General features: G+C 61.3%; 17 protein-coding genes. 5 read left to right on the forward strand and 12 right to left on the reverse strand.

From position 1 onward, the window contains the following. Nucleotides 1-107: 107 nt before the first annotated feature. Entirely contained in the window at nucleotides 108-1,586 is a 1,479-nt protein-coding gene (locus U1A24_RS02270) for an AMP nucleosidase (RefSeq protein WP_322320387.1), read from the reverse strand. 132 nt (nucleotides 1,587-1,718) lie between these two features. Between U1A24_RS02270 and U1A24_RS02275 the strand changes: the two genes are divergently transcribed. The 4 genes from U1A24_RS02275 (at nucleotide 1,719) to U1A24_RS02290 (ending at nucleotide 5,208) form a co-directional block, all read left to right on the forward strand. Then, nucleotides 1,719-2,549 (forward strand): SDR family oxidoreductase, encoded by an 831-nt coding sequence (locus U1A24_RS02275; protein ID WP_322320371.1) that lies wholly within the window; start codon nucleotides 1,719-1,721, stop codon nucleotides 2,547-2,549. 116 nt (nucleotides 2,550-2,665) lie between these two features. After that, the gene (locus U1A24_RS02280; RefSeq protein ID WP_322320372.1) at nucleotides 2,666-3,232 is read left to right on the forward strand and encodes a DUF1349 domain-containing protein; all 567 of its coding nucleotides are present in this window, start codon (nucleotides 2,666-2,668) and stop codon (nucleotides 3,230-3,232) included. Continuing rightward, nucleotides 3,233-3,847 (forward strand): TetR family transcriptional regulator C-terminal domain-containing protein, encoded by a 615-nt coding sequence (locus U1A24_RS02285; protein ID WP_322320373.1) that lies wholly within the window; start codon nucleotides 3,233-3,235, stop codon nucleotides 3,845-3,847. It begins immediately after the preceding gene. A gap of 395 nt (nucleotides 3,848-4,242) precedes the next feature. Next, nucleotides 4,243-5,208: a TerC family protein gene (locus U1A24_RS02290; protein ID WP_322320374.1), complete on the forward strand. Its 966-nt coding sequence runs from the start codon at nucleotides 4,243-4,245 to the stop codon at nucleotides 5,206-5,208. On the opposite strand, the gene U1A24_RS02295 is transcribed toward U1A24_RS02290, so the two are convergent. The 10 genes from U1A24_RS02295 to U1A24_RS02340 all read right to left on the reverse strand — a co-directional run bounded on the left by U1A24_RS02295 (nucleotide 5,205) and on the right by U1A24_RS02340 (nucleotide 19,266). Next, the gene (locus U1A24_RS02295) at nucleotides 5,205-5,702 is read right to left on the reverse strand and encodes a flavin reductase family protein (protein WP_322320375.1); all 498 of its coding nucleotides are present in this window, start codon (nucleotides 5,700-5,702) and stop codon (nucleotides 5,205-5,207) included. The two genes, U1A24_RS02290 and U1A24_RS02295, sit on opposite strands and share 4 nt — an antisense overlap. Before the next feature lie 3 nt (nucleotides 5,703-5,705). Next, nucleotides 5,706-7,049 (reverse strand): glutamine synthetase family protein, encoded by a 1,344-nt coding sequence (locus tag U1A24_RS02300; RefSeq protein ID WP_322320376.1) that lies wholly within the window; start codon nucleotides 7,047-7,049, stop codon nucleotides 5,706-5,708. Further along, nucleotides 7,046-7,705, reverse strand: coding sequence for a TetR/AcrR family transcriptional regulator (locus U1A24_RS02305; protein ID WP_322320377.1), 660 nt, complete (start codon nucleotides 7,703-7,705; stop codon nucleotides 7,046-7,048). The genes U1A24_RS02300 and U1A24_RS02305 overlap by 4 nt, the downstream gene beginning before the upstream one ends. Continuing rightward, the gene (locus U1A24_RS02310) at nucleotides 7,702-8,982 is read right to left on the reverse strand and encodes an alpha/beta fold hydrolase (RefSeq protein WP_322320378.1); all 1,281 of its coding nucleotides are present in this window, start codon (nucleotides 8,980-8,982) and stop codon (nucleotides 7,702-7,704) included. Before U1A24_RS02310 ends, U1A24_RS02305 begins: the two co-directional genes overlap by 4 nt. Before the next feature lies 1 nt (nucleotide 8,983). Continuing rightward, nucleotides 8,984-10,291 (reverse strand): acyl-CoA dehydrogenase family protein, encoded by a 1,308-nt coding sequence (locus U1A24_RS02315; protein ID WP_322320379.1) that lies wholly within the window; start codon nucleotides 10,289-10,291, stop codon nucleotides 8,984-8,986. A gap of 17 nt (nucleotides 10,292-10,308) precedes the next feature. Beyond that, complete coding sequence (locus tag U1A24_RS02320) at nucleotides 10,309-11,361, reverse strand: peptidase M29 (protein ID WP_322320380.1); 1,053 nt, start codon at nucleotides 11,359-11,361, stop codon at nucleotides 10,309-10,311. Between the two features lie 157 nt (nucleotides 11,362-11,518). Then, nucleotides 11,519-12,397, reverse strand: a complete 879-nt coding sequence (locus tag U1A24_RS02325) for a transglutaminase family protein (protein WP_322320381.1) — start codon at nucleotides 12,395-12,397, stop codon at nucleotides 11,519-11,521. Nucleotides 12,398-12,507: 110 nt separating this feature from the next. After that, nucleotides 12,508-14,904 carry a circularly permuted type 2 ATP-grasp protein gene (locus U1A24_RS02330; RefSeq protein ID WP_322320382.1) on the reverse strand — a complete coding sequence of 799 codons (2,397 nt, stop codon included), beginning with the start codon at nucleotides 14,902-14,904 and terminating at the stop codon, nucleotides 12,508-12,510. Further along, entirely contained in the window at nucleotides 14,904-18,218 is a 3,315-nt protein-coding gene (locus U1A24_RS02335) for a transglutaminase family protein (protein ID WP_322320383.1), read from the reverse strand. Before U1A24_RS02335 ends, U1A24_RS02330 begins: the two co-directional genes overlap by 1 nt. Nucleotides 18,219-18,348: 130 nt before the next feature. Then, complete coding sequence (locus U1A24_RS02340; RefSeq protein WP_322320384.1) at nucleotides 18,349-19,266, reverse strand: hydrogen peroxide-inducible genes activator; 918 nt, start codon at nucleotides 19,264-19,266, stop codon at nucleotides 18,349-18,351. 126 nt (nucleotides 19,267-19,392) lie between these two features. On the opposite strand from U1A24_RS02340, the gene katG reads away from it, so the two are divergent. Then, complete coding sequence (gene katG / locus U1A24_RS02345; protein ID WP_322320385.1) at nucleotides 19,393-21,624, forward strand: catalase/peroxidase HPI; 2,232 nt, start codon at nucleotides 19,393-19,395, stop codon at nucleotides 21,622-21,624. A 187-nt stretch (nucleotides 21,625-21,811) separates the two neighbouring features. Here the strand turns inward: katG and U1A24_RS02350 are convergent, their stop codons facing one another. Further along, on the reverse strand, nucleotides 21,812-22,090 hold the full coding sequence (locus U1A24_RS02350; RefSeq protein ID WP_322320386.1) for an HdeA/HdeB family chaperone: 279 nt from the start codon (nucleotides 22,088-22,090) through the stop codon (nucleotides 21,812-21,814). Between the last annotated feature and the right edge of the window lie 322 nt (nucleotides 22,091-22,412).

The following is a 22,412-nucleotide window of genomic DNA, read 5'->3' on the forward strand; positions in this document are numbered from 1 at the left end:
CCTTCGCGTCGTTCAGGTTTTCACGCCAGTGTGAGCATCGGAAAACGCAGTCGCGAGACGTGCGAAGCTGCGATTTCCGACACCTTGCAAACTTGACCCGCTTTGGCTCACAGGAACGCAGTCTCTTCAAAACTGCGCAACTTGCGGCTGTGAATCCGTTCAATCGGCATGTCGCGCAGCCGCTCCATCGCGCGGATGCCGATTTGCAGATGGCGCGAGACCTGCGTCTTGTAGAATTCGCTCGCCATGCCGGGCAGTTTCAACTCGCCATGCAACGGTTTGTCGGAAACGCACAGCAACGTGCCGTAGGGCACTCGGAAGCGGAAACCGTTGGCGGCGATGGTTGCGCTTTCCATATCCAAGGCAATCGCGCGAGATTGTGACAGGCGCTGCACTGGGCCGGACTTGTCGCGCAGCTCCCAATTCCGGTTGTCGATCGTAGCCACGGTGCCAGTCCGCATGATGCGCTTCAGCTCGTAACCTTCCAGCTGCGTGACTTCGGCGACGGCCTCTTGCAGTGCAATCTGAATCTCGGCCAGCGCCGGGATCGGCACCCAGACGGGCAGGTCGTCATCCAGCACATGATCCTCACGCAGATAGGCATGGGCAAGGCAGAAATCGCCCAAAGACTGAGAGTTCCGCAATCCCGCGCAATGGCCGACCATCAACCAGGCATGCGGCCGCAGCACCGCGATATGATCGGTCGCGGTCTTGGCGTTGGACGGCCCGACCCCGATATTCACCAGCGTGATCCCGTTGCCATCCGCGCGCTTCAGATGATAGGTCGGCATCTGCGGCGTCTTGGTCGAGGGCAAGATCACCCCGTCTGGCGTGGTGATTTCCTGATTCCCCGTCGCCACAAAGCTGGTGTAGCCCGAGCCTTCATCGGCCAGTGTGGTGCGGGCATAGGCCTCAAACTCATCAACGTAGAACTGATAGTTGGTGAACAGCACATGGTTCTGGAAATGCGTCGCATCGGTTGCCGTGTAGTGCGACAACCGTGCAAGGCTGTAATCCACCCGCTGCGCGGTAAACGGTGCAAGCGGCTGCGAGCCATCGGGGTTATAGGTGCGGGTGCCATTGACGATATCGTCATTGGTGGTCGCCAGATCGGGCACATCGAATACATCGCGCAGCGAGAATTCCAGCACGCCCTCTTGCGGCACCGATACCGCCGGGTTACCCGCCACCGCGAAATGCACCGGGATCGGCGTGTCAGAATAGCCGATCTGCACCGAAACACCGTGGTTCTGCATCAGCAGGCTGATCTGCTGGATCAGGTAGTTGCGAAACAGATCGGGCCGGGTGATCGAGGTGGCATAGGTGCCGGGGCTGGCGACATGGCCAAAGGCAAGACGGCTGTCGGTCTTGATATGGCTGCTGACGGTCAGCCGAATCTCTGGATAAAACGCGCGGATGCGGGTGGCGGGTTTGGAGCCCGTGACGGCGGCGCTGAAATGCAGCGAGAGAAAGCCAATCGCGTCAAAGTAAAGCGCCTCCAGCCGCGCCACTGCGGTCGCGGCATCGGTGAAGGACTCGGCGGCGGTAAAATCTGGAATAAGGACCAGTGTGGATTCATCGTTCATTGCATCATCTTCTTCATTTTGATCGGGCATCTAAGTCCGAAGCGCGCGGTTTCGCAAGTGAAGTCTTAATGACGCGGCCCTGTCCGCATCTGGGGTCTTGCGAAGCCGGGGTCAGGCGGGAATAAAGGCGCGATGAAAACCTTGCTTTCCCTTGGACATGGCTATTCGGCGGCGGCTTTGGCTGCCCGGCTGATCCCGCAGGGCTGGCGGGTGATCGGCACCACGCGGGAAGCAGACCGGATCGCCGCCCTGCGCGATCAGGGGGTGGAGGCGCTCTTGTGGCCCTGCGAGATCGGCGCCGCCTTGGATCAGGCGACGCATATCCTGGCCTCGGCAGCACCTGATGGGTCGGGCGATCCGTTCTTGCATGCCTGCCGCGATCAGATCATGGCGGCGCGGCCGGAATGGGTGGGCTACCTTTCCACCACCGCTGTTTATGGCGACCATCAGGGCGGCTGGGTGGATGAGACCACCCCGGTGAACCCGCAGTCGGCGCGCGCTGTGGCACGGGTGCTGGCAGAACGGCAGTGGTTGGCTTCGGGGTTGCCGGTGCAGGTGTTTCGGCTGGCCGGGATATACGGGCCGGGACGGGGGCCGTTCGAGAAGGTGCGGGATGGAACCGCGCGGCGGGTGATCAAGGCGAACCAGGTTTTCAGCCGCATCCATGTCGAGGATATTGCTGCCACCCTGCTGGGGTCGATCCTGCACCCCGACCCCGGTGCGATCTATAATGTCTGCGATGATAACCCTGCCCCGCCAGAAGATGTGCTGACCTATGCCGCCGCTTTGCTAGGGCTGCCCGAGCCGCCGACGGTGCGGTTTGAAGAGGCGAAGATGACGCCGATGCAGGTCAGTTTCTATTCGGAATCGAAGCGGGTTCGGAATGATCGGATCAAGCGGGATTTGGGGGTCAAGCTGGCCTATCCGACCTATCAGGACGGGCTTAGGGGGCTTTTGCGGTGACGGTCCCGAGTTGGGACCATCCTCTAAGCTATTGATTTAGATAAACTACTCATTTTCCGTTAAGGAAAAATTCACAGTTTCAGCCGCCAATCCGGCGCAAATCCAAAGAGGTCGCTATGAACTGGAGCGCAATGAGTTGGCTGAACCCGCCTGCCAAGGCCAGCCATGATGCGGCGGGGCTGCATGTGACCACGGGCGACCAGACCGATTTCTGGCACGGCACCTACTACGGCTTTCAGCACCACAATGGCCACTTCCTGCATCAGCCCGCACCAAAGGAATTTAGTCTCGAAACGGCGTTTAGAGCCGATTTTTCGCAGCAGTATGACCAAGCCGGACTGATGATCCGCGCGGATGCGACGCATTGGGTGAAATGCGGCATCGAGTATGTTGGCGGTATGGCACATCTGGCGGTGGTGGTGACGAACGGCATGTCGGATTGGTCGCAGATGCCCTTGCCTGCGTATGACAGTCAGTTGCGCTTGCGGCTGTCTCGGGTGCGCGATGCGGTTTGGGTGCAATATCAGGCGGGAGAGATTTGGAAGATGCTGCGACTGGCCTATTTCCCGCCCGATCTGGCGGTGACCGCCGGGGTGATGTGCTGCTCACCTTCCCGCGCGGGGCTGGAGGTTGTGTTTGAAAAACTGGCTCTGACCCTGCCGATTTCGACGGAAGCCTATTGAATGACCAAACCGAAGCCGCCCCGGAAACTGTCGCGAGAGGCACGGCGGGAACAGTTGATTGAGGCCACCATCGCAGTGCTGGCGATCAAGGGCTATGCCCGCGTCACGATGAGCGATGTGGCCAATCAGGCCGGGCTGTCACATGGGCTGGTGAACTTTCACTTCCAGTCAAAAGAGTTGCTGCTGGCGGAAACCCTGACCTATCTGGCCGACGAATATGTGCAGAACTGGCAAAGCGCACTGGCTGCGGCCCCGCCCGAGCCTGCGGCACAGTTGGATGCGCTGATCCGCGCCGATTTCACCCCCGAGCTTTGCACGCCGCAGCGTTTGGCGGCATGGTGTGCGTTCTGGGGTGAGGCGCAAAGCAGACCGCTTTATCAAGAGAAATGCGGCTCTAACAACGCCGAATATGTCACAAAGCTGGAGGGGCTTTGCGCGGCTTTGCTGGGGCCAAACGACAACGCCGAGCGGGTGGCGCGGGCAATCCGGGTTGCAAGCGAAGGGCTGTGGATGGATCTGGTGACGCAAGCCGAGCCTTATAGCGTTGATGAGGCATTGCAGACTCTGCTGGCCGTGGCGGCAGCGTTTTTCCCCGAGGTCTTCGGAAAGGCTTGAATCGCCTGATTGCCGGGGCGATGCCGCCTGCAAAGCTGGTGGTTCTGGGCGGGTTGAAACATGCAATTTCCATCGAGGCGACAGAACGGGTACTGCCCGCGGGCAATGTCGCCGCGGCGGTCGTCGGAACTGCGGGTGGGGCGGCGAGTTTTGCTCATGCGGTAAGGGTGCCTGTCGCGCGGGCAAGGTCAAGCCCTTCACGCTTGTGTGAGAATTTTCGACCACAGGGGTTGAATTGCTGCAATCCCGCCCCATTTGTGGAGTGCGAGACGGGCCCCTCTGACGATGTTTCATCGTGATGTCGGATCGCATCGAGTGCGCTCGATGTCATGCCCGTCAAACGTTTCCTTTGGCTTTCGGCTGACCTTTGGCGCGTGTTTAACGCAGAGGACAGTATGGAAATTCTAACTTCACTATTCTTGGGCACGCCGCTGTGGATGTGGCTGACCTTCATCACCATCGTCTTGGTGCTGCTGGCCGCCGATCTGGGGCTGGTCAATAACGGCGATCAAGAGATCGGCGTATCGAAAAGCCTGCGCTTGTCGGCGGTGTATATCACCTTGGGCATGGCGTTTTCGGGCTTTGTGTATTGGCAGATGGGCTCGGAAGCCACGGCGCAGTATCTGACGGCGTTTGTGGTGGAAAAGACCCTTGCGATGGACAACGTGTTTGTTATCGCGTTGATTTTCAGCAGCTTTGCCATTCCCCGCATGTATCAGCATCGGGTGCTGTTCTGGGGTATTCTGGGCGTGATCGTGCTGCGTGGCATCATGATTGGTCTGGGCGCCACGTTGGTTGCCGAATATTCATGGCTGCTCTATGTGTTCGCGGCTTTCCTGATCTTTACCGGCATCAAGATGATGTTCACTGATGAGACCAATCACTCGGTCGATGGCCCGGTGCTGCGGTTTTTGAAAAAGCGGATGCGGGTGACGGAAGATCTGGTGGGCAACGCGTTTTTCGTCAAACGCGACGGCTTGCGCTATGTGACGCCGCTGTTTCTGGCGCTGGTGTTGATTGAGATCGCGGATCTGGTGTTCGCGGTGGATTCGGTGCCAGCGGTGTTCGCGATCACCACCGATCCGTTCATCGTCTATACCTCTAACATCTTCGCTATTCTGGGCCTGCGGGCGCTGTATTTCGCACTGTCTGCGATCTTGCACCGCTTTGCTTACCTGAAATACGCGCTGTCGCTGTTGTTGGTGTTCATCGGCTCGAAAGTTTTTGTCGCCGACTGGATGGATTTGGAGAAGTTCCCGCCGAGTTGGTCGCTGGGCGTGACGTTCGCAATTTTGGCCGCTGGCGTGGGCTTCAGCCTGTATAAGACGCGCGGGCAGGCCAAAGTGGTAGAACAGCACTAAGGAATATGGACAGCGCGTTTATAGCCGCGCTGTCCATACAAAAGCGCATCATGGTTATCGGTCAGCGCCACGGCGCTGACTTCGCCCACCAGAATGTAGTGGGTTTCCCACAGCAGCGCGGTTTTCAGGCTGCATTCAAAGCTGGCAGAAGCCTCGGTCAAGATCGGTTGCCCCGCCTGCCCCGGCTGCCATTTCACCTCATCGAAGCGGTCACCTTGCGGCTTTTGGCGGCCCGAGAATAGGTCCGAGGTGCCGTGTTGCGCGGCGCTGAGCAGATTGGCGCAGAACGCGCGGTTGCGCAGGATGGCTGTGGCGGCGGGAGAGAGGTGGTGGACGCAGACCAGCAGCGACGGACCTGCGCCATCGGCGGAAACCGAGGTCATGGAGGAGACCGTGACGCCGAAGCGGCCCGCTTCGCCATCGGTGGTGATCACCGAGACGAAGGTAGAGGCGCGGCTCATCGCCTCGATGAAGTGTTGGCGCAGGTCGGTCATATCTTACCCCAGATCAAAGAAACGTTGCAGTTCGACGTCAGGGACTTTCTTGCGGAATTGGTCGTATTGGCTTTGACGGGTGGCCGAGAAGGCTTCGACAAAGCGCGGACCGAGCCAGTCTTTCGCGAAAGCCGAGTTGCGCAGGCGGTCTATCGCTTCAGGCATCGAACGGGCGAAATCGGGGCGATCTCCGGTGAGGGCGTGGCCGTTGCCGATGACTTCGGGTTCGGGCTCGATCTTTTCCATGATGCCCGCGACGCCTGCGGCGATGGTGGCGGCGGCGGTGAGGTAGGGGTTAGTATCGGCGCCGGGCAGGCGGTTTTCAACGCGCAAGCTGCCCGCATCATGGCCGACGACGCGGAAGCAGGTGGTGCGGTTTTCATAGCCCCAGGTCAGGCCGGGGGGCGCGAAGGTGCCGGGGGCAAAGCGGCGGTAGGAGTTGACGGTGGGCTGGCAGATCAGGGTCATGTCGCCGATGTAGCGCTGCAGCCCGCCGAGGAAATGGCGGAAGGTTTGGGAGATGCCGTTTTTCTGACCCTCCTGATAAAACAATGGCTTACCACTACGATCTTTCAGCGAGATATGGACGTGGATCGACTGGCTGTCGGCGTCTTCGGTCCAGCGCGGCATGAAGGTGACGCAGCGGCCCTGCCGCATCGCCAGCGCGCGGATGAAGTTTTTCAGCAGCATCAACTGGTCGGCAGGCTCCAGCCCTTCGCCCGCGCCGATGCAGGCCTCCATGAAACCACCGCCGATTTCTTCGTGCATCTTGGCAAGGTCAATGCGCAGCGGGCCGCACATGTCGGACACCGCTTCATACCATTCCTGTTGCACAGTTTGATACAGGATCAGATCGTGGCTGGGGTGCATCGTGGCGGTTTTCAGGTTGCGATAACCTTTGTCGCGAGCGGATTCCGGCGTTTCATCGAACAGGGTGTATTCCAGTTCCATGCCGTATTTCGGGGTGAAACCAGCGGCAGCGGCGCGGTCCAGCACCGATTTCAGGATCGAACGCGGGCAGAGCGCGGCGGTGTCACCGGAGTATTGGGTGAGCAGCAAAAGATCATGACCGGGACGCGCCCAAGGGATGCGGCGGGCGGACGTTGGGTCAACGATCAGCGGGTCGTCGTGGAAATCCGAAGTGCCATCGGTGACGCCGGGCATCTCCAGCATCTGATCGGTGGGATCGAGCGCCAGTTGCGCCGGGGCCATGCCCATGCCCGCGTTAAGGATGCCTTTCAGGCTGCGGGTGGACACCATCTGACCGCGCAGAAGACCGTTGGTATCGACGAGGGCGACGGTGGCGAAGCGGCTGGACTCGTCGTCAAGGAAGGCTTGCAGGCTCATGGTGTCCCCGTGATGGTTTGAAGTTGGGCCAGGTCGCGGGCCGGATCGGTGGCATAGGCTTTCAGGAAGACGCGCAGCCCGTTGTTGATGTAGCGGGCGAGTTCGGGCTTTGTCGGGATGCGGTCGGGCAGATGCAGCGCTTGGTTGCGCGGGGCCGACAGGATCAGGCCCCAGAGGTCTTCGGCGGCGAGTTCGGCATCGTCGAAGGTGAGCTTATTGGCATCACGCTGGCGGGTCAGGTAGGTGATCATGCCAGCCAAAACCCGGTCGGGGCCAGCGGCTTGATAGGCGCGGCCGATCTCGGGGAAGCGCTGCGCCTCGCCGATGATCAGGCGGGCGAGCGAGAGAAATTCCGGGCGCATCACGGTGTCGGCGTAGTGCCAGGCGAAACTGTGCAGTTCCGCCACCATATCGGTGCCGGGGTGATCGAAGGCCAAAAGCATGGTGTTGCGCTCGGCCAGCATGATCTCGGTGAACAGCTGTTCCTTGGTGCCAAAGTATTGATAAAGCGTGGGTTTTGAGACGGCAGCCTTGGCGGCGATGGCATCCATCGAGGTGCCGGAATAACCTTCGGCTGCGAAGACAGATAGGGCGGCATCGAGGATGCGGCGTTGTTTGGCGAGGCGGTTGAGTTCGCGTTGCGGGATGGCTGTCATGCGATCACCTTGCGGATGAATTCTAGCAGGGGGCGGTTGTAGGCGGCAGGTTGCGCGACGTTGCAAACATGGCCTGCGTCGGCGATAACTTCAAACCGCACATCGGGGCGCGGCGCGGCGTCGGTGATGCGGCCTGCGACGGCGCGAATCTCTGACGGGGGGGCGAGGCGGTCGTGCTCGCCTGTCATCAATAGGGTGGGCATGGTGAGTTTGGCGAAATCGAAACGCTCCAGCGGGTTGGTGAAACAGCGCAGGGCGTCGCGGTAGGTGGCGGCGGGGATGGCGGACATCGAGGCCAGCAGCTCGGCACGGATGGCGTCGGTGGCGTTGGGGCCTGCGATGATGCCGACCACGGCGGGGGCGAAATCGGCGGGGGTTTGGCCTGCGTCGAGCGGGACTTCGCGGCTGACGCGGAAGGCTTCGCGTTCTTCGGGGCCAGCCTCGGACATGCCGGTGCAGCCGCCGGAGAGGATCAGGCCTGCGAGTTTGTCGGGGTGGCGCATGGCGAAGCTGGTGGCGATCCACGAGCCGTAGGACAGGCCGCAGAGGATCAGTTTTTCGGCGTTGAACTCGGCCATGACGCGCAGGATGTCTTCGCAGTAGTCGTCGATGGTCGATTGGCGGAAGCCGAGGGTGCTGTCGCCGTAACCGCGCAGATCGAGGGCGGCAGCTTGGGCGAAGTTGCCTGCGGCTTGTAGTTGTGCGGCCCAGTTGCTGCGTGCGCCGCCGATGCCATGCAGGAACAAGATCAGCGGGCCGGGTTTGGCTGGCGTGTGGGTCAGCGCCAGTTGCGGAGTGCCGGGGAGGATGCGAGTTTCTAACGGGGCGTTGGTGAGGGTTGGGTCTGGCTCGATGGGCTGAGGGGTGGCGGCAGAAAGCGCGTCGATGCCCGCCTCGAAGATCGGTTTGGTGCCGTTGGCGATCTCCGCAGCGCGGGCCGGGGGGGCCACGATTTCCGCGCTCCAGTTGATCACAGAGCCTGCAGCGGAGGGGGAAATCGTCAGGCGGGCCGTGTAGCGGGCGGCACCACGGATGCCTTCGAGATGGGTGTAGGCGAGGCAGCGGTCGCTGTCGGAGCGGTAGATCAGTTGTTCGCGATACACCGTGTCTTCGCCGTGGGCGGTGAAGCGACGGATTTCGGCTCCGCTTGGGCTGCGTTCGGCGGTGATCGTGGCCAAGCCGGGGTGCCATGCGCCGCAAAAGTCGCGGGCTATGGCCCAGACGGCATCCGGTGCGGCATTGGTGCGGCCCATGACGTGGACGGTTTCGCGGGTCATTTTAGCGCAGGCCTTTCAGCGTGCCGCTGTCACCGCGCCAGAGCGACGAGCGCGCGCCGCCCTCGTCGCCGGGGGCTTTGTCGAGCTCATCCGTGTCATAAAGGGTGAGGACGGACAGATAATCCTCCATGATTTCAGAGGTATAGGGCAGCATCAACGCACCGCAACGGCTGTCTCGATACATCCTCTCCAGCGGCATCGACTTCAGCATCGACTGGCCACCACAGGTGCGGATCGCCAAGGCGGCGATTTCCTGCACGCCTTCCATGACGTTGTATTGCGCGGCATACATCCGCAGCACTTGCGCTTTCGACGGCATCCCCTGCGCCTCCATAAACGCCTGCCACCACAGCGCGCGCATGTTCGCCAGACGGGCATACATCCGGCCCACGGCGATGCGTTTGGTGCCGAACATGCGACGGTCGGCGGCGGGTTGGCCTTCAACCTCGCCACGCAGATAGGCGACGGTGAAGTCGTAAGCGCCTTGGGCGAGGCCCATATAGGTGGGGGACAGCGTGGCCATCATATGCGGCCAATGCGGCAGGGTTTTGATGAAAAGCCCGCGTGGCATCATCAGATCGTCTTCGGCCACGAACACGTCTTTCAGCACCAGATCGCGGGAATTGGTGCCGCGCATGCCCAAAGGATCCCACGAGCCTTGCACGGTCAGGCCCTTGGCCTCTTTCGCGACGACGAAGATCATGGTGTCTTCGTGGCGCGGCTCGATATCGTCGAAATGCTCGGTGCAGACGATGGAGTAGTAGTCGCAATAACCTGCGAGGCTGGCGAATTTCTTGAAACCGTTGATCAGCCAGCCGCCATCCACCTTGCGGCAGTTGGTTTGTGCGGGTTTGCTGGTCCAGTTCTGGCCTGCTTCGGAGATCGGTTGCGAGTAGATGCCTTGCTCTTTCACGGCGCGGCGGAATTGGCGTTCGCGCAAAGGGGCGAAGGCGGCGCGGTCGGCGTCGGTGAGGTTTGGCAGTTCATACATGAAGCGCGACCACATCATCGACGAGTTGTGCATGTTGAAGGTGAGCGCGGTGGCACCGCAGTATTTGCCGATCTCGGCCCCGCACATCGCGTATTCGCCAAGGCTGAAACCGTGGCCGCCGAATTCTTCTGGCACGGTGAGGGTGAGGAAGCCTTCCGCGGCGAGGTCTTTGTAGTTTTCGACCGGGAATGTGGCGTCTACGTCGATGCCTTTGGCGCGGGTGGCGAAGGTGGGGCCCATCTCATTGAGGCGGTTCAGCACCGCTTGGACTTCGGGGCGGATGCGGGACAGGTCGTAGTAATCGGCAATCGTGCTCATTGTTCTCTCCTAGGCGCTCAAAGCGCCAGTTCGCCTTGAAGGACGCCTGCTTTGACGACGATGCGTCCGTCAAGGGCGATGGTGCAGTTGCGCATCGGCAGGTCGAAATGGCCGAGCGTGTAGCGGCCGGCGTATTGGTTGGCGCCAGTGGACCACAGGAACGATCCGGCGAGGGCGCGGAATTCGACGGCCTGCATGTCGCGCTTGTCGTACATTGCGGCGCTGATCCAATGCGCGTGCGGGTTCATCCCCCAGCCGACATGGCTGAGACCGTAGGCGTTCGGATCATCCCAAGCGGCCATGTATTCGCGGAAATGCAGCGCGTCGATGCCATCGCCTTTGATTGCGGTGACGAAATCATTCTCGATGGTGCAGTCGATGCGGCTGGTGAGGTAGGTTTTGAACGTCAGGTTCATATCGCCCACGTCCATCACGATCCGCCCGTTCACCGCGTTCTTGCCGGGGAAGGCGAGGCAGAGGCCGCCGGGCCAATGCGCCACATCGCCGGGATTGGTGCCAAAGCCCGCCGTGCCACCGCAGGGCGCACCGCGTAGATTGATGGTCAAGTCAGTGCCAGCGGCAGAGGTGACGCGCATTTCAGACGCCTCGCGCAGCATTTGGGTGCCGAGCAGAACCTTCGGGCCGTGCTCGGCTTTCGGTTCGGTGCGCTCTAAGATTTCGGGGTGTTCGTTGGTGATCACCAGCAGGCGGGTGCGACCTGCGGCTTCGATCTCGGGCCACTCCGGGGCATGGATCAGGCCTTCGACGGTGCAATCGACGATGACATCGACCCGTTTCAGGGCTTCGATCACGGCGCGGTTCTGCTGGATCGCCCAGCTTGTGCCGGTGGATTTGACCGGGACGGGCGCGTTCAAGGCGGGCGTGGGCATGGTGATGATGCAAAATTCCGCGCCAAGATCGTAGGCCGCGAGTTCGCAGAGATGCACCAGAACCGGGCGCGATTGGGTTTCAGCAATGATCGCGATGGGGGTGCCTTTGCCGATACCGTTCAGCGCCAACACGCGGCGGAAGGCGGCCAGCCATTTGCCCTCGATCCGTTCTTGCATCATTGGCGCTTCCTCCGGTTGGCAGATATTTTGAGTCGAAAATATTTACTAGTCGGTTTAGTAATTATGAGATGCATCTTTGTGTCAACAGAATTTGTTGAAGGGGGAATCGGATTGAGGGGGCGCTTCAGAGACGTGGCGCACGCGTTGATGTTGCGCCCTACCCAGCCAGCGGGATCACATCGACGGCTTGTTTGCTTTTCTGGCCGCCAGAAATTCGCATGGCGCCTTTGATCGGCGAAACATCGCTGTAATCGCGGCCTCGGGCAACGACGATGTGATCTTCACCCGCCAGTTTATCGTTGGTCGGATCGAACTCGATCCAGCCAGCCTCAGGCCCGCACCACGCGCGGACCCAGGCGTGCATCGCATCGGCACCTTCCAGCCGGGGTTTTCCGGGCGGCGGCAGGGTGCGCAAAAAGCCACTGACATAACCTGCGGGAATGCCGATACCGCGCAGGCAGGCGATCATGATATGCGAGAAATCCTGACAGACGCCATGACGCTTGGCGAAAGCCTCGGTCGCCGGGGTGTCAACGGTGGTGGCTTCGGGATCAAACCGCATATGACGATAGAGGGCGCTGCCGATGGCCACGATGGCTTCGGCAGCGTTCATGTCGGGATGCAGCGCGCCCAGCGCAAAGGCGGTCATGGCACGGTCACGCGGGACGCGGACCGAGGGCGACAGGAAATGCAGCGGCGACTCGGGGCCAAGATCACGATGACGGGCGAGGGCTGCGGGCATGTCGGCCAGAGCAATGGCGTTGCTTGGCAAAGCCGGGGCGACCAAGCGTTCAATCCGGGCTTTCAGGGTGAATGCGACAGAGTCATGCGGACCGCGAAAACTGAATTCGGTGATGCGGTTGCCAAAGAAATCAACGCGGTCCAGACGTTCTTCCGGGCGCGGGGCGATATCGAGCAGGCTTGCCATCACGCGTTGACCGGGCATGTCCAAGGGCATGACGCAAACCACATGCCGCCCGCCCACCGCCGGGTTGGCATATTGATAGGTGATTTGCAGCTTGACGTCGTAGATCACCGCCCACCCCCAGTGCAAGTCAGGTTCACATTGAAACGAAAATCGCTGCCTCTCGCATACGCTCGAACGCGTTTTTCGATAACAATATTTTTAACAGAACCTGACATGTCTTAGTGCATGAACGCAGCGCTGAGCGCGGTGGACAGATCATAGATCTGCCCGCGTGCGGTCAGCAGCGCCTGTGTGTCCAGCGTTTGCACGGTGTGGACGATCACCGCTGTTTGCAGCATTCGCACATTGCGTTCAAACTCGGTCATCTGGCCATGCGGCCCGGTGTGCGACAGCTCATCCACGCATTTGGCAATCACATCCAGTTGGAAGCGGACCGAGCGCGGGTTGGACTCGTCAAGCCCCAGCAGGTCGATGACGCTTTCGCGGCTGGTGAACACGGCATAGCGCTGGCGGTGAACCATGATGCTGTCGCCGACTTCGATTGCCATATCCAGACCCCCGGGCAGAGATACCGGGCCAGTCACCGCAGCCAACAGATCAGTCATCATCGCGGCGCGTTCCAGCGAACGGCCAATGGACAGAAAATGCCAGCCCGCCGCGCGATACATGTTTTCATGCACAAGGCCGGAAAAGCCCGCGATCTTGCGCAGCATCACGCTCATCACCTGCGCGGCATCCCCGCCGGTTTCGGTGGTTTTGGCGATGCGAGTCATAGATTTCTCGATATCCTGCAGCGCAGACCAACCATCGACGCTGAAGCGGTCGCGGATCTGGCTGGCGCTGTAGACGGCGGAACTGAGGGTGTTCAGCACGCCTGCGGGGAAAGCCTCGGTCGCATCGACGCCGTAAGATTTCAGCCGGGCGCGGATGGTGGCGAGCAGGGCTGCGTTGCCCGCCTCATTCACCCTGCCGTTGTAGGCGCGCACGAGGCGGAGCAGGCCTTCGGTGCGTTCGACATAGCGACCAAGCCAGAACAGATTGTCGGCGGCGCGGCTGGGCAACGGGCCGGGCTGGGCGCGGATGAAGGGAGTGGATTGCGGTGCGCGCAGGGTGACAGGCTCGACAGGCGTGTCGCTGACCACCCAAACGTCGGCCACCGACCCGCCGTTGCGCATCGAGATTGCGGTGGTGTCGGTGCCAGCGCCAATGCGGGCGAAGCCTCCGGGCATAACGTGCCAGCCATTTTCGCTGCGCGCGAGGAAGACCCGCAGTGACATCGGGCGCGGCACCAAAGCGCCGTTTTCGTAGAACGGGGTGGTGGACAGGGTCACGAGTTCCTTGCCGACCAAACCGCCTGCGTTATCGGTCAGCCAATGATGCAGATCAGCGTCATCCTCTGCCCCGCGCATCTGGCCGCCAACGGCATGGGGGGCAGTCGATTCAAAGGCGATGCGGGTGGCCATCGCGGGGCCGATCAGCATCCGGTCGGCATGGGCGCGGACATGGGCGAGCTCTTTGGCCTGACCGCACCACCACGTGGCCACATTGGGAATGCGCAGCGGCTGGCCCATCAGCACTTTGGCGATTTTCGGCAGGAAGGCCATCAGAGCCTGGGTTTCCAGCACCCCTACGCCCAAAGCGTTGACCATGGTGACATGGCCTTGGCGCACCGCCGACATCAGGCCGGGGGTGCCCAGATGACTGTCGCCGCGCAGTTCCAGCGGATCGGCCCAGATGCCGTCCATCCGCCGCCACAGCACATCGACCGGGGCAAGGCCTTCGACCGTGCGGACGTAAAGCTGGCCGTTCTCAACGATCAGATCCTCGCCCTCCAGCAGCGCCATACCGAGATAGCGGGCGATATAGGCCTGCTCATAATAGGTATCGGTCAGTGGGCCGGGAGTGAGGATGCCGACCCGAGAGGTCGGGTCGCTGCGCAGATGTTCCAGCGCATCGCGGAAGGCGCGGAAGAAGCCCGCCAAGCGGTGCACGTTGGTGGTGCGATACAGATCGGGGAACACGCGGGTGGCAGCCACCCGGTTTTCCAGCGCAAAACCTGCGCCTGATGGCGCATCCGTGCGATCTGACAGCACCCACCAGCGACCATCCGGGCCACGGCCGATTTCAAACGCCATGAAATGCAGGAAATGTCCCGAGCGGGGTTTCACCCCCACCATCGGGCGCAGCCATTCCGGGTTTTCGGCAATCAGGCTGGCGGGCAAATGACCTTCGGCAACCAGTTTATTCTCGCCATAAAGGTCAGCGGCAAGCAGTTCCATGATGTCTGCGCGCTGGATCAGGCCGGCCTCGATGCTGCGCCAATCGGCTTCGGGCAGCAGGATCGGCACCGCCGAGAACGGCCAGTCACGGCCCGCGATGGATTGATCGCCATATTTGCGAAAAAACACCCCGGTGTCGGCCAGATGCTGATCGCCGCGCGCGAAGGCGTCTTTCACCTCAGCCGCCGACAGGCTTGACATATGTGCCAGCAAACCAGCCCAAACCGGACGCATCGCGCCTTGCGCGTCCACCAATTCATCCGGCACGCCGGGCAGCGGGCGATACCGGGCGAAAAGCTGGGTATCGACCGGCTTTGCTTTGGCCTTGCGTGCCATCAGTGCCGCGGTGCGCGGCGCAGATCGAGGGTCATCGGGAACTCGGGGTGCGGGGTTTCGGAGACGGGTTCGTATGAACCGCCAGTATGACCATGTGGCTCGAACCGGGCAAGCCTGCGCGCTTCGGCCTCGTTGCTGTTCACCGGGAACGTATCATAATTGCGCCCGCCGGGGTGGGCGACGTGATAGGTGCAACCGCCCAAGGCACGGCCTGTCCATGTGTCGTAGACATCAAAGGTTAAGGGCGCGTTGACGGGCAAGACCGGGTGCAGCGCAAGCGGCGGCTGCCATGCTTTGAAGCGAACGGCGGCTACGGCGACCCCTGCCCCTACGGTTTGCATCGGCATTTGGCGTTGGTTGCAGGTGACAGTATAGCGGCCCGGATCGCCGCCGGTCAGCTTGGCTTGCAGGCGTTCGACCGAGCTGTCGGTATAGCGCACGGTGCCGCCGATGGCCCCGGTTTCGCCCATGACATGCCACGGCTCCAACGCCTGACGGATTTCCAGCGTGACGCCTTCAAACGTCGCCTCACCGCAGAACGGGAAGCGGAATTCGGCTTGGGCCTTGAACCAGTCGGGGTTGAAATCAAAGCCATGCTGGCGCAGATCAGCCAGCACATCGAGGAAATCGGCCCAGACGAAATGCGGCAGCATGAAGCGGTCGGCCAGATTGGTGCCCCAGCGGGTGAGATTGCCTTTGATCGGGGCCGCCCACATCCGCGCGATCAGGGCGCGGATCAGCAGTTGTTGCGCAAGGCTCATCCGGGGGTTTGGCGGCATCTCAAAGCCGCGGAATTCCACCAGACCGAGGCGGCCTGTGGGGCCATCGGGGGAGTAAAGCTTGTCGATGCAAATCTCGGCGCGGTGGGTGTTGCCGGTGACATCGACCAGCAGGTTGCGCAAAAGGCGGTCGACCAGCCACGGCGGCGGTGCTGCGCCCTGCCCCGGCGTCGGGATTTGGGCCAGCGCAATTTCGAGTTCATAAAGGGCATCCATCCGCGCTTCGTCAATGCGGGGGGCCTGAGAGGTTGGGCCGATGAACAGGCCCGAGAACATATAGGACAGGCTGGGGTGGCGCTGCCAATGCAGGATCAGGCTGGCCAGCAGATCGGGGCGGCGCAGGAAGGGGCTGTCACTGGGCGTGACGCCGCCGACGACGACATGGTTGCCGCCGCCGGTGCCGGTATGCTTGCCGTCAATCATGAACTTGTCAGCCCCAAGCCGCAACTGACGGGCTTCTTCATAGACCGTTTCTGTGGTGGCGACGGTTTCGGCCCAGTTATGCGACGGGTGAATATTCACCTCGATCACCCCCGGATCGGGGGCAACCCGGATCACGTTCAGGCGGGGGTCATTCGGCGGGCCGTAGCCTTCGATATGCACCGGAAGGCCAAGCTTCTTCGCGGCGGCTTCGGCGGCGGCGACAAGTTCGAGATAATCTTCGACCTTCTCGACCGGCGGCATGAAGACACACAGCCGACCGTCGCGCGGCTCGACCGAAATCGCGGTGCGGACGGAACCGGCAAGGTCGGAAATCACCTGTTCGCGGCGGTCTTGCGTGGCTTCGGATGCTGTAAAGCTGGCGACGGCTTGCGCGGGTTCTGCGATGGGTTCGGGGGTGAACTCGGGCAGCGGCCCGCGATTGTCGAACGGGTCGGACGGGTGGATGTGGGGATAATCGGCGGCTTTGACATGGGGCAAAGATCCCAGCGGCAGGCGGTAGCCGACGGGGCTATCGCCCGGCACAAGGAACAGATGACCACGCCGCAACGCCCACTTTTCCGACACCCAAGTCTGTGCCGCGCGGGACTGCCAGCGCTGCACGGGGAGGACGAAACCCGAAGGCTCGGTCAGGCCGCGCCCGAACACCCGCGCGATGCGGTTGCGTTCTTCGGGGTCTTTCAGATGCGAGTTTTCGGGGGTCACATTCTCGGGCAGATTGCCCTCTTTGACGATCCACTCGGCAGGGTCTTCAAAGGCGGGGGTGACGTTTTCGGCAGGCAGGCCAAGGGTTTCAGCGATGTTTTGCAGCAGGGTACTGGCTTGTTCGGGAGTGGCCCCTTCCGAGACTTCATGCGCGATCAGGTCGGGGTTGTGCCAGATAGGCTTGCCATCGCGGCGCCAGTAGAGGCTGAACGTCCAGCGCGGCAGGGTTTCACCGGGATACCATTTGCCTTGGCCGTAATGCAGGAAACCGCCCGGCGCGAATTTGGCTTGCAGGCGGCGGATCAGCGCATCGGCAAAGACACGTTTGGTGGGGCCGACGGCATCGGTGTTCCACTCGCCCGCCTCAAAATCATCAATCGACACAAACGTCGGCTCGCCGCCCATCGTGAGGCGGACATCGCCTGCGGCCAACGCAGAGTCAACTTTGTGGCCAAGTTGGTTCAGATCATCCCAAGCGGCATTCGAGAACGGCATGGTGATGCGGGGATGCTCGGCAGTGCGGGTCACCGTCATGTCAAAGTCGAAATCGACCTCTGCATAGCTGGCCATGCCGGAGATCGGGGCTGCGTTAGAGTAATGCGGGGTGGCCGACAGCGGGATATGGCTTTCGCCCGTCAGCAGGCCCGAGGTGGGATCAAGGCCGATCCAGCCCGCGCCGGGCAGGTAGACTTCGCACCATGCGTGCAGATCAGTGAAGTCTTTGTCGGTGCCTTGCGGGCCATCGACCGCCACCAGATCGGGTTTCAGCTGGATCAGATAGCCAGAGACAAACCGCGCGGCAAAGCCCAAGTGCCGCAGCGATTGCACCAGCAGCCACGAGGTATCGCGGCACGAGCCCAGCGCCAGACCGAGGGTTTCTTCGGGCGTCTGCACCCCCGGCTCCATCCGGATCACATAGCCGATTTCATTCGCAAGTTGGGCGTTCAGCCGCACGATAAAGTCGATGGTGCGCAATGGCTCACGGGGTACGCGGTCTAGAAAGGCTTGCAACAGTGGCCCCGACGCGTCGCAGTTGCGGTAGATCACCAGATCTTCGGCAATCTCGGGCGGATAGTCGAACGGCCAGGTTTCGGCGCTGGCCTCAACAAAGAAATCGAACGGGTTGTAGACGGTCATATCGGCGGTCAGATCGACCTCGATCTTCAGCTCGGTCACCGGGTCGGGAAAGACATAGCGCGCCAGCCAGTTGCCATACAAATCCTGCTGATAGTTCACGAAATGGTTCGCGGGCGTCACTTTCAGCGCATGCGAGACCACCCGCGTGCGACTGTGCGGCGCGGGGCGCAGACGGATGATCTGCGGACCCAAAGTGACCGGGCGGTCGTATTTGTAGTGGGTCAGATGGTAGATGCTGGCGAGGATGGACATGATATTTTCTTTCAGGGATAGAGAGGTTTTTTCACAGCCAGCGGTGATCCTCTAACACTTTGTGCATCAGGGGGCGGATAAGGTGCAAGTGATCAAGATTTCCGCGAAAGCCGCCTAAAAAACAAGCAGATCATCGCGCGACCCCATGTTGGGTCCGCAAAGACTCCGCCGAGAACCGCACCAGTTCAGCCACTTGCAGCAGTTGCTTGGCCAACGGCGAGGTTTTACGCCAGACCATGCCCACCATACGCTGCGGCTTCGGATCACCAAAGCGCGCCACCGACACCGCAGCCGAGCGGGTTTCCACCGCCATCGCCATCTCGGGGATCAGCGTTACACCGATGCCTGCGCTGACCATTTGCACGAGGGTAGACAGCGAGCTGCCGTCCAGCAATTCACGCGGCGGGGCGGCAGACATGTTACAGAACGACAGGGCCTGATCGCGGAAGCAATGGCCTTCTTCCAGCAACAACAGCCGCATTTCGCGCAGGCGTTCGCGGCTGGGCACCGGTTTGCCCTCATCCTCAGCCGGGCGGATCAGCACGAAATCTTCCGAGAACAGCGGCACTTCGGTCAGCGATGGCTCGGAGATCGGCAGCGCCACGATGGCGGTATCCAGCCGCCCCTCGGCCAATTCGGTGAGCAGTTTCGGGGTGACGGTTTCGCGCAGTTGCAGATCCAGATCGGCGTTCAGCCGCATCAGGTTGCCGATGATGGTCGGCAGCAGATAGGGCGCGATGGTGGGAATCACCCCAATGCGCAACCGCCCTACCAGTTGCGTCTGCGCGGCCCGCGCGATGTCGGCCAATTCATCGACCGAGCGCAGGATATCGCGCACCCTGACCGCGAACGCCTCACCAAAGCTGGTCAGCCGCACTTGCCGCGCGCCGCGTTCAAACAGATCGGTGCCAAGCGCGGCTTCCAGTTCCTTGATCTGCATCGACAAAGCCGGTTGCGATATGGCGCAGACCTCTGCAGCACGACCGAAATGACCGTGACGCGCCAAAGCTTCAAAATAGCGGAACTGTTTCAAGGTGAAGTTTATCATAAGGTCAGCTTATCGGAACAATCAGTATATTCAACTTAAACTAATGCCACATCGTTGTTATAGTCACGACAGCACATAGCAAAAGACCGTTCACAGGAACGGGCTTCAGCAGAATCGGAGAGAGCGATGGACGGAAATGATAACGCCAGCGGCGGCAAATGCCCGGTGATGCACGGCGGCAGCCAGCACACCACTCATAAGGCCCGCTCGAACCGTGATTGGTGGCCGAACCAGCTTAACCTGCGGATTTTGCACCAGAATGCACCGGCTTCAAACCCGATGCCCGAAGGCTTTGACTATGCCGAAGCGTTCAAGGCGCTGGATTTGTCAGCCGTAAAGCAAGACCTGACCGCGCTGATGAACGACAGCCAGCCGTGGTGGCCGGCCGATTGGGGCCATTACGGCCCGTTCTTCATCCGCATGGCATGGCACAGTGCCGGCACCTACCGCACCGGCGATGGCCGTGGCGGTGCGGGCTCGGGCACCCAACGCTTCGCGCCGCTGAATTCCTGGCCGGATAACGTCAGCTTGGACAAAGCCCGCCGCCTGCTGTGGCCGATCAAGCAGAAATACGGCAACGCGATTTCTTGGGCCGATCTGATCGTGCTGACCGGCAACGTCGCGCTGGAGTCGATGGGCTTCAAGACCTTCGGTTTCGGCGGCGGACGCGTCGATGTGTGGGAGCCGCCAGAGGATATCTACTGGGGTTCGGAAGACACCTGGCTGATCGCCAGCAACGATCCTGCCAACAAAAACAGCCGCTATTCCGGTGCGCGTGATCTGGAAAACCCGCTGGCCGCCGTGCAAATGGGTCTGATCTACGTCAACCCGGAAGGCCCGGATGGCGTGGCTGATCCGGTGGCCTCGGGCCGCGACATTCGTGAAACCTTTGCGCGGATGGCGATGGATGATGAGGAAACCGTGGCCTTGGTCGCGGGCGGGCATACCTTTGGCAAGGCGCATGGCGCGGGCGATCCGGCTTTGGTTGGGGTTGACCCGGAAGCCGCCCCGATGGCGCAGCAGGGCTTGGGCTGGCAGAACGGCTTTGGTTCGGGCTCGGGGATTCACACCACAAGCTCTGGCATCGAGGGCGCGTGGAAGCCGAACCCGACAACTTGGGACAACGGCTATTTCAACATGCTGTTCAAGTATGAATGGGAGCTGACCAAAAGCCCGGCAGGCGCGCAAATTTTCCTCGCCCGCGATGTCGAGCCGCAGGATATGATCCCCGATGCGCATGACGCCTCGATCACCCATCGCCCGATGATGACGACGGCGGACCTTGCGATGCGGTTTGACCCGATCTACGGCCCGATCTCGCGCCGGTTCCACGACGATCCGATAGCGTTTGCCGATGCGTTCGCGCGGGCTTGGTTCAAGCTGACGCACCGCGATATGGGGCCGAAAGTGCTGTATCTGGGGTCGGAAGTGCCTGCGGAAGATCTGATCTGGCAAGACCCGATCCCGGCTGCGACCGGGGCTGCGATTGATGCGGCGGATGTAGCGGCACTGAAGGCGCAGATCCTGGGTTCGGGCCTGAACGTGTCGGAACTGGTTTCGGTGGCCTGGGCCTCTGCCTCGACCTTCCGGGGGTCTGATAAACGTGGCGGCGCGAATGGCGCGCGGATTCGTCTGGCTCCGCAGAAGGATTGGGCGGTGAACCAGCCGGAACAGCTGGCCAAGGTGCTGGCGGTGCTGGAAGGCGTGCAGGCTTTGTTCAACGCGGCCAATCCCGGCAAATCGGTGTCACTGGCCGATCTGATCGTGCTGGGCGGCTCGGCTGCGGTGGAGAACGCGGCGGCGGCGGCGGGCTATCCGGTTGCGGTGCCGTTTGCGCCGGGGCGGACGGATGCCAGCCAAGAGCAGACCGATGTGGAAAGCTTTGCGGTGCTGGAGCCGGTGGCGGACGGGTTCCGCAACTACATGAAGGTGCAGTATTCGGTTTCGGCGGAAGAACTGCTGCTGGATCGGGCGCAACTGCTGACCCTGACCGCGCCGGAAATGACGGCTCTGGTCGGTGGGATGCGGGCTTTGGATGCCAATACCGGGCATTCTCAAGCTGGCGTGTTCACCGCGCGTCCGGGCGTTCTGAGCAACGATTTCTTCGTCAACCTGCTGGATATGAGCACGGTCTGGAAAGCCACCACCCCGGCGGAGACCGAGTTTGAGGGCCGGGATCGCACCACGGGCGCGTTGAAGTGGACGGCGACGCGGAATGATCTGGTGTTCGGATCGAACTCGCAACTGCGGGCTTTGGCTGAGGTTTACGGCCAGAGTGACGGTCAGGCGGCGTTTGTGCGCGACTTTGTGGCGGCTTGGGTCAAGGTGATGAACGCGGATCGGTTTGATCTGGTCTAAGCTGGTTTAAAAAACGAAAAACGCGCGTGGGGTCTGACCCTGCGCGCGTTTTTTTGGGTGTGTCCACGCGTGGACAGAGTTTTGGTTTATATAATTTCAATGGGTTGGTGGTAGAGTATTAACCTTTGGTTAATCTTTGCCGTCGGGTGGATTGGCGCGAGAACTCCTCCCCCGCGCCAAGCTTAATTTACATCTTGGGGGCTTTCATCGCGTCCATCACAGTGCCATCGGGATGGGCTTTGCAGGCTTCTTCGGCGGTTTTCATCGCATCGTCGTCGGTCATCGCCATGACCGTGGCATCGTCCTTCATGGCCTCTTTCATCGCCATCCCCGCATCCATCATGCCCTTCATGTCCATCTTCATCAGATCGGCGCAGGTCATCGTCATGGCATCCATTTTCATGGTTTCCGCAAAAGCCGGAGCAGACAGAGCGGCCAAAGCTGCAACTGCGAGTGTGAGTTTCATTGTGTGATCCCTTGTTGAACGCCGGGCGTTGTTGCCGGGCCACCAAGGCTTACGACGGAAGGTTGATCACAAGATTTGCCAAGGGCGTGAGCTGACGGAAGGGTGAGACGTTGTAACAGATCAGCTGAGAGCCATGCACAGCACGCGTCATCCATCGAGCCGAGCCTATTGGCCAGGCTGGCATCGCCCAAAGGAAAACGCGCGTGGATGACCCGCGCGCGTTTTTGTTTCAGCCTTTACAAGCCGTGTTGAAATCACATCTTCAGCGCGTCAACGACCTTGCCCTCGGGATAGGCTTTGCAGGCTTCTTCGGCGGTTTTCA

This window comes from Cypionkella sp., from assembly GCF_034376685.1.
Classification (GTDB): domain Bacteria; phylum Pseudomonadota; class Alphaproteobacteria; order Rhodobacterales; family Rhodobacteraceae; genus Cypionkella.

Excerpts from the sequence above, each read along its gene's own strand:
- U1A24_RS02270 (WP_322320387.1), bottom strand. The coding sequence starts at position 1,586 with ATGAACGATGAATCCACACTGGTCCTTATTCCAGATTTTACCGCCGCC.
- U1A24_RS02275 (WP_322320371.1), top strand. The coding sequence starts at position 1,719 with ATGAAAACCTTGCTTTCCCTTGGACATGGCTATTCGGCGGCGGCTTTG.
- U1A24_RS02280 (WP_322320372.1), top strand. The coding sequence starts at position 2,666 with ATGAACTGGAGCGCAATGAGTTGGCTGAACCCGCCTGCCAAGGCCAGC.
- U1A24_RS02285 (WP_322320373.1), top strand. The coding sequence starts at position 3,233 with ATGACCAAACCGAAGCCGCCCCGGAAACTGTCGCGAGAGGCACGGCGG.
- U1A24_RS02290 (WP_322320374.1), top strand. The coding sequence starts at position 4,243 with ATGGAAATTCTAACTTCACTATTCTTGGGCACGCCGCTGTGGATGTGG.
- U1A24_RS02295 (WP_322320375.1), bottom strand. The coding sequence starts at position 5,702 with ATGACCGACCTGCGCCAACACTTCATCGAGGCGATGAGCCGCGCCTCT.
- U1A24_RS02300 (WP_322320376.1), bottom strand. The coding sequence starts at position 7,049 with ATGAGCCTGCAAGCCTTCCTTGACGACGAGTCCAGCCGCTTCGCCACC.
- U1A24_RS02305 (WP_322320377.1), bottom strand. The coding sequence starts at position 7,705 with ATGACAGCCATCCCGCAACGCGAACTCAACCGCCTCGCCAAACAACGC.
- U1A24_RS02310 (WP_322320378.1), bottom strand. The coding sequence starts at position 8,982 with ATGACCCGCGAAACCGTCCACGTCATGGGCCGCACCAATGCCGCACCG.
- U1A24_RS02315 (WP_322320379.1), bottom strand. The coding sequence starts at position 10,291 with ATGAGCACGATTGCCGATTACTACGACCTGTCCCGCATCCGCCCCGAA.
- U1A24_RS02320 (WP_322320380.1), bottom strand. The coding sequence starts at position 11,361 with ATGATGCAAGAACGGATCGAGGGCAAATGGCTGGCCGCCTTCCGCCGC.
- U1A24_RS02330 (WP_322320382.1), bottom strand. The coding sequence starts at position 14,904 with ATGGCACGCAAGGCCAAAGCAAAGCCGGTCGATACCCAGCTTTTCGCC.
- U1A24_RS02335 (WP_322320383.1), bottom strand. The coding sequence starts at position 18,218 with ATGTCCATCCTCGCCAGCATCTACCATCTGACCCACTACAAATACGAC.
- U1A24_RS02340 (WP_322320384.1), bottom strand. The coding sequence starts at position 19,266 with ATGATAAACTTCACCTTGAAACAGTTCCGCTATTTTGAAGCTTTGGCG.
- katG (WP_322320385.1), top strand. The coding sequence starts at position 19,393 with ATGGACGGAAATGATAACGCCAGCGGCGGCAAATGCCCGGTGATGCAC.
- U1A24_RS02350 (WP_322320386.1), bottom strand. The coding sequence starts at position 22,090 with ATGAAACTCACACTCGCAGTTGCAGCTTTGGCCGCTCTGTCTGCTCCG.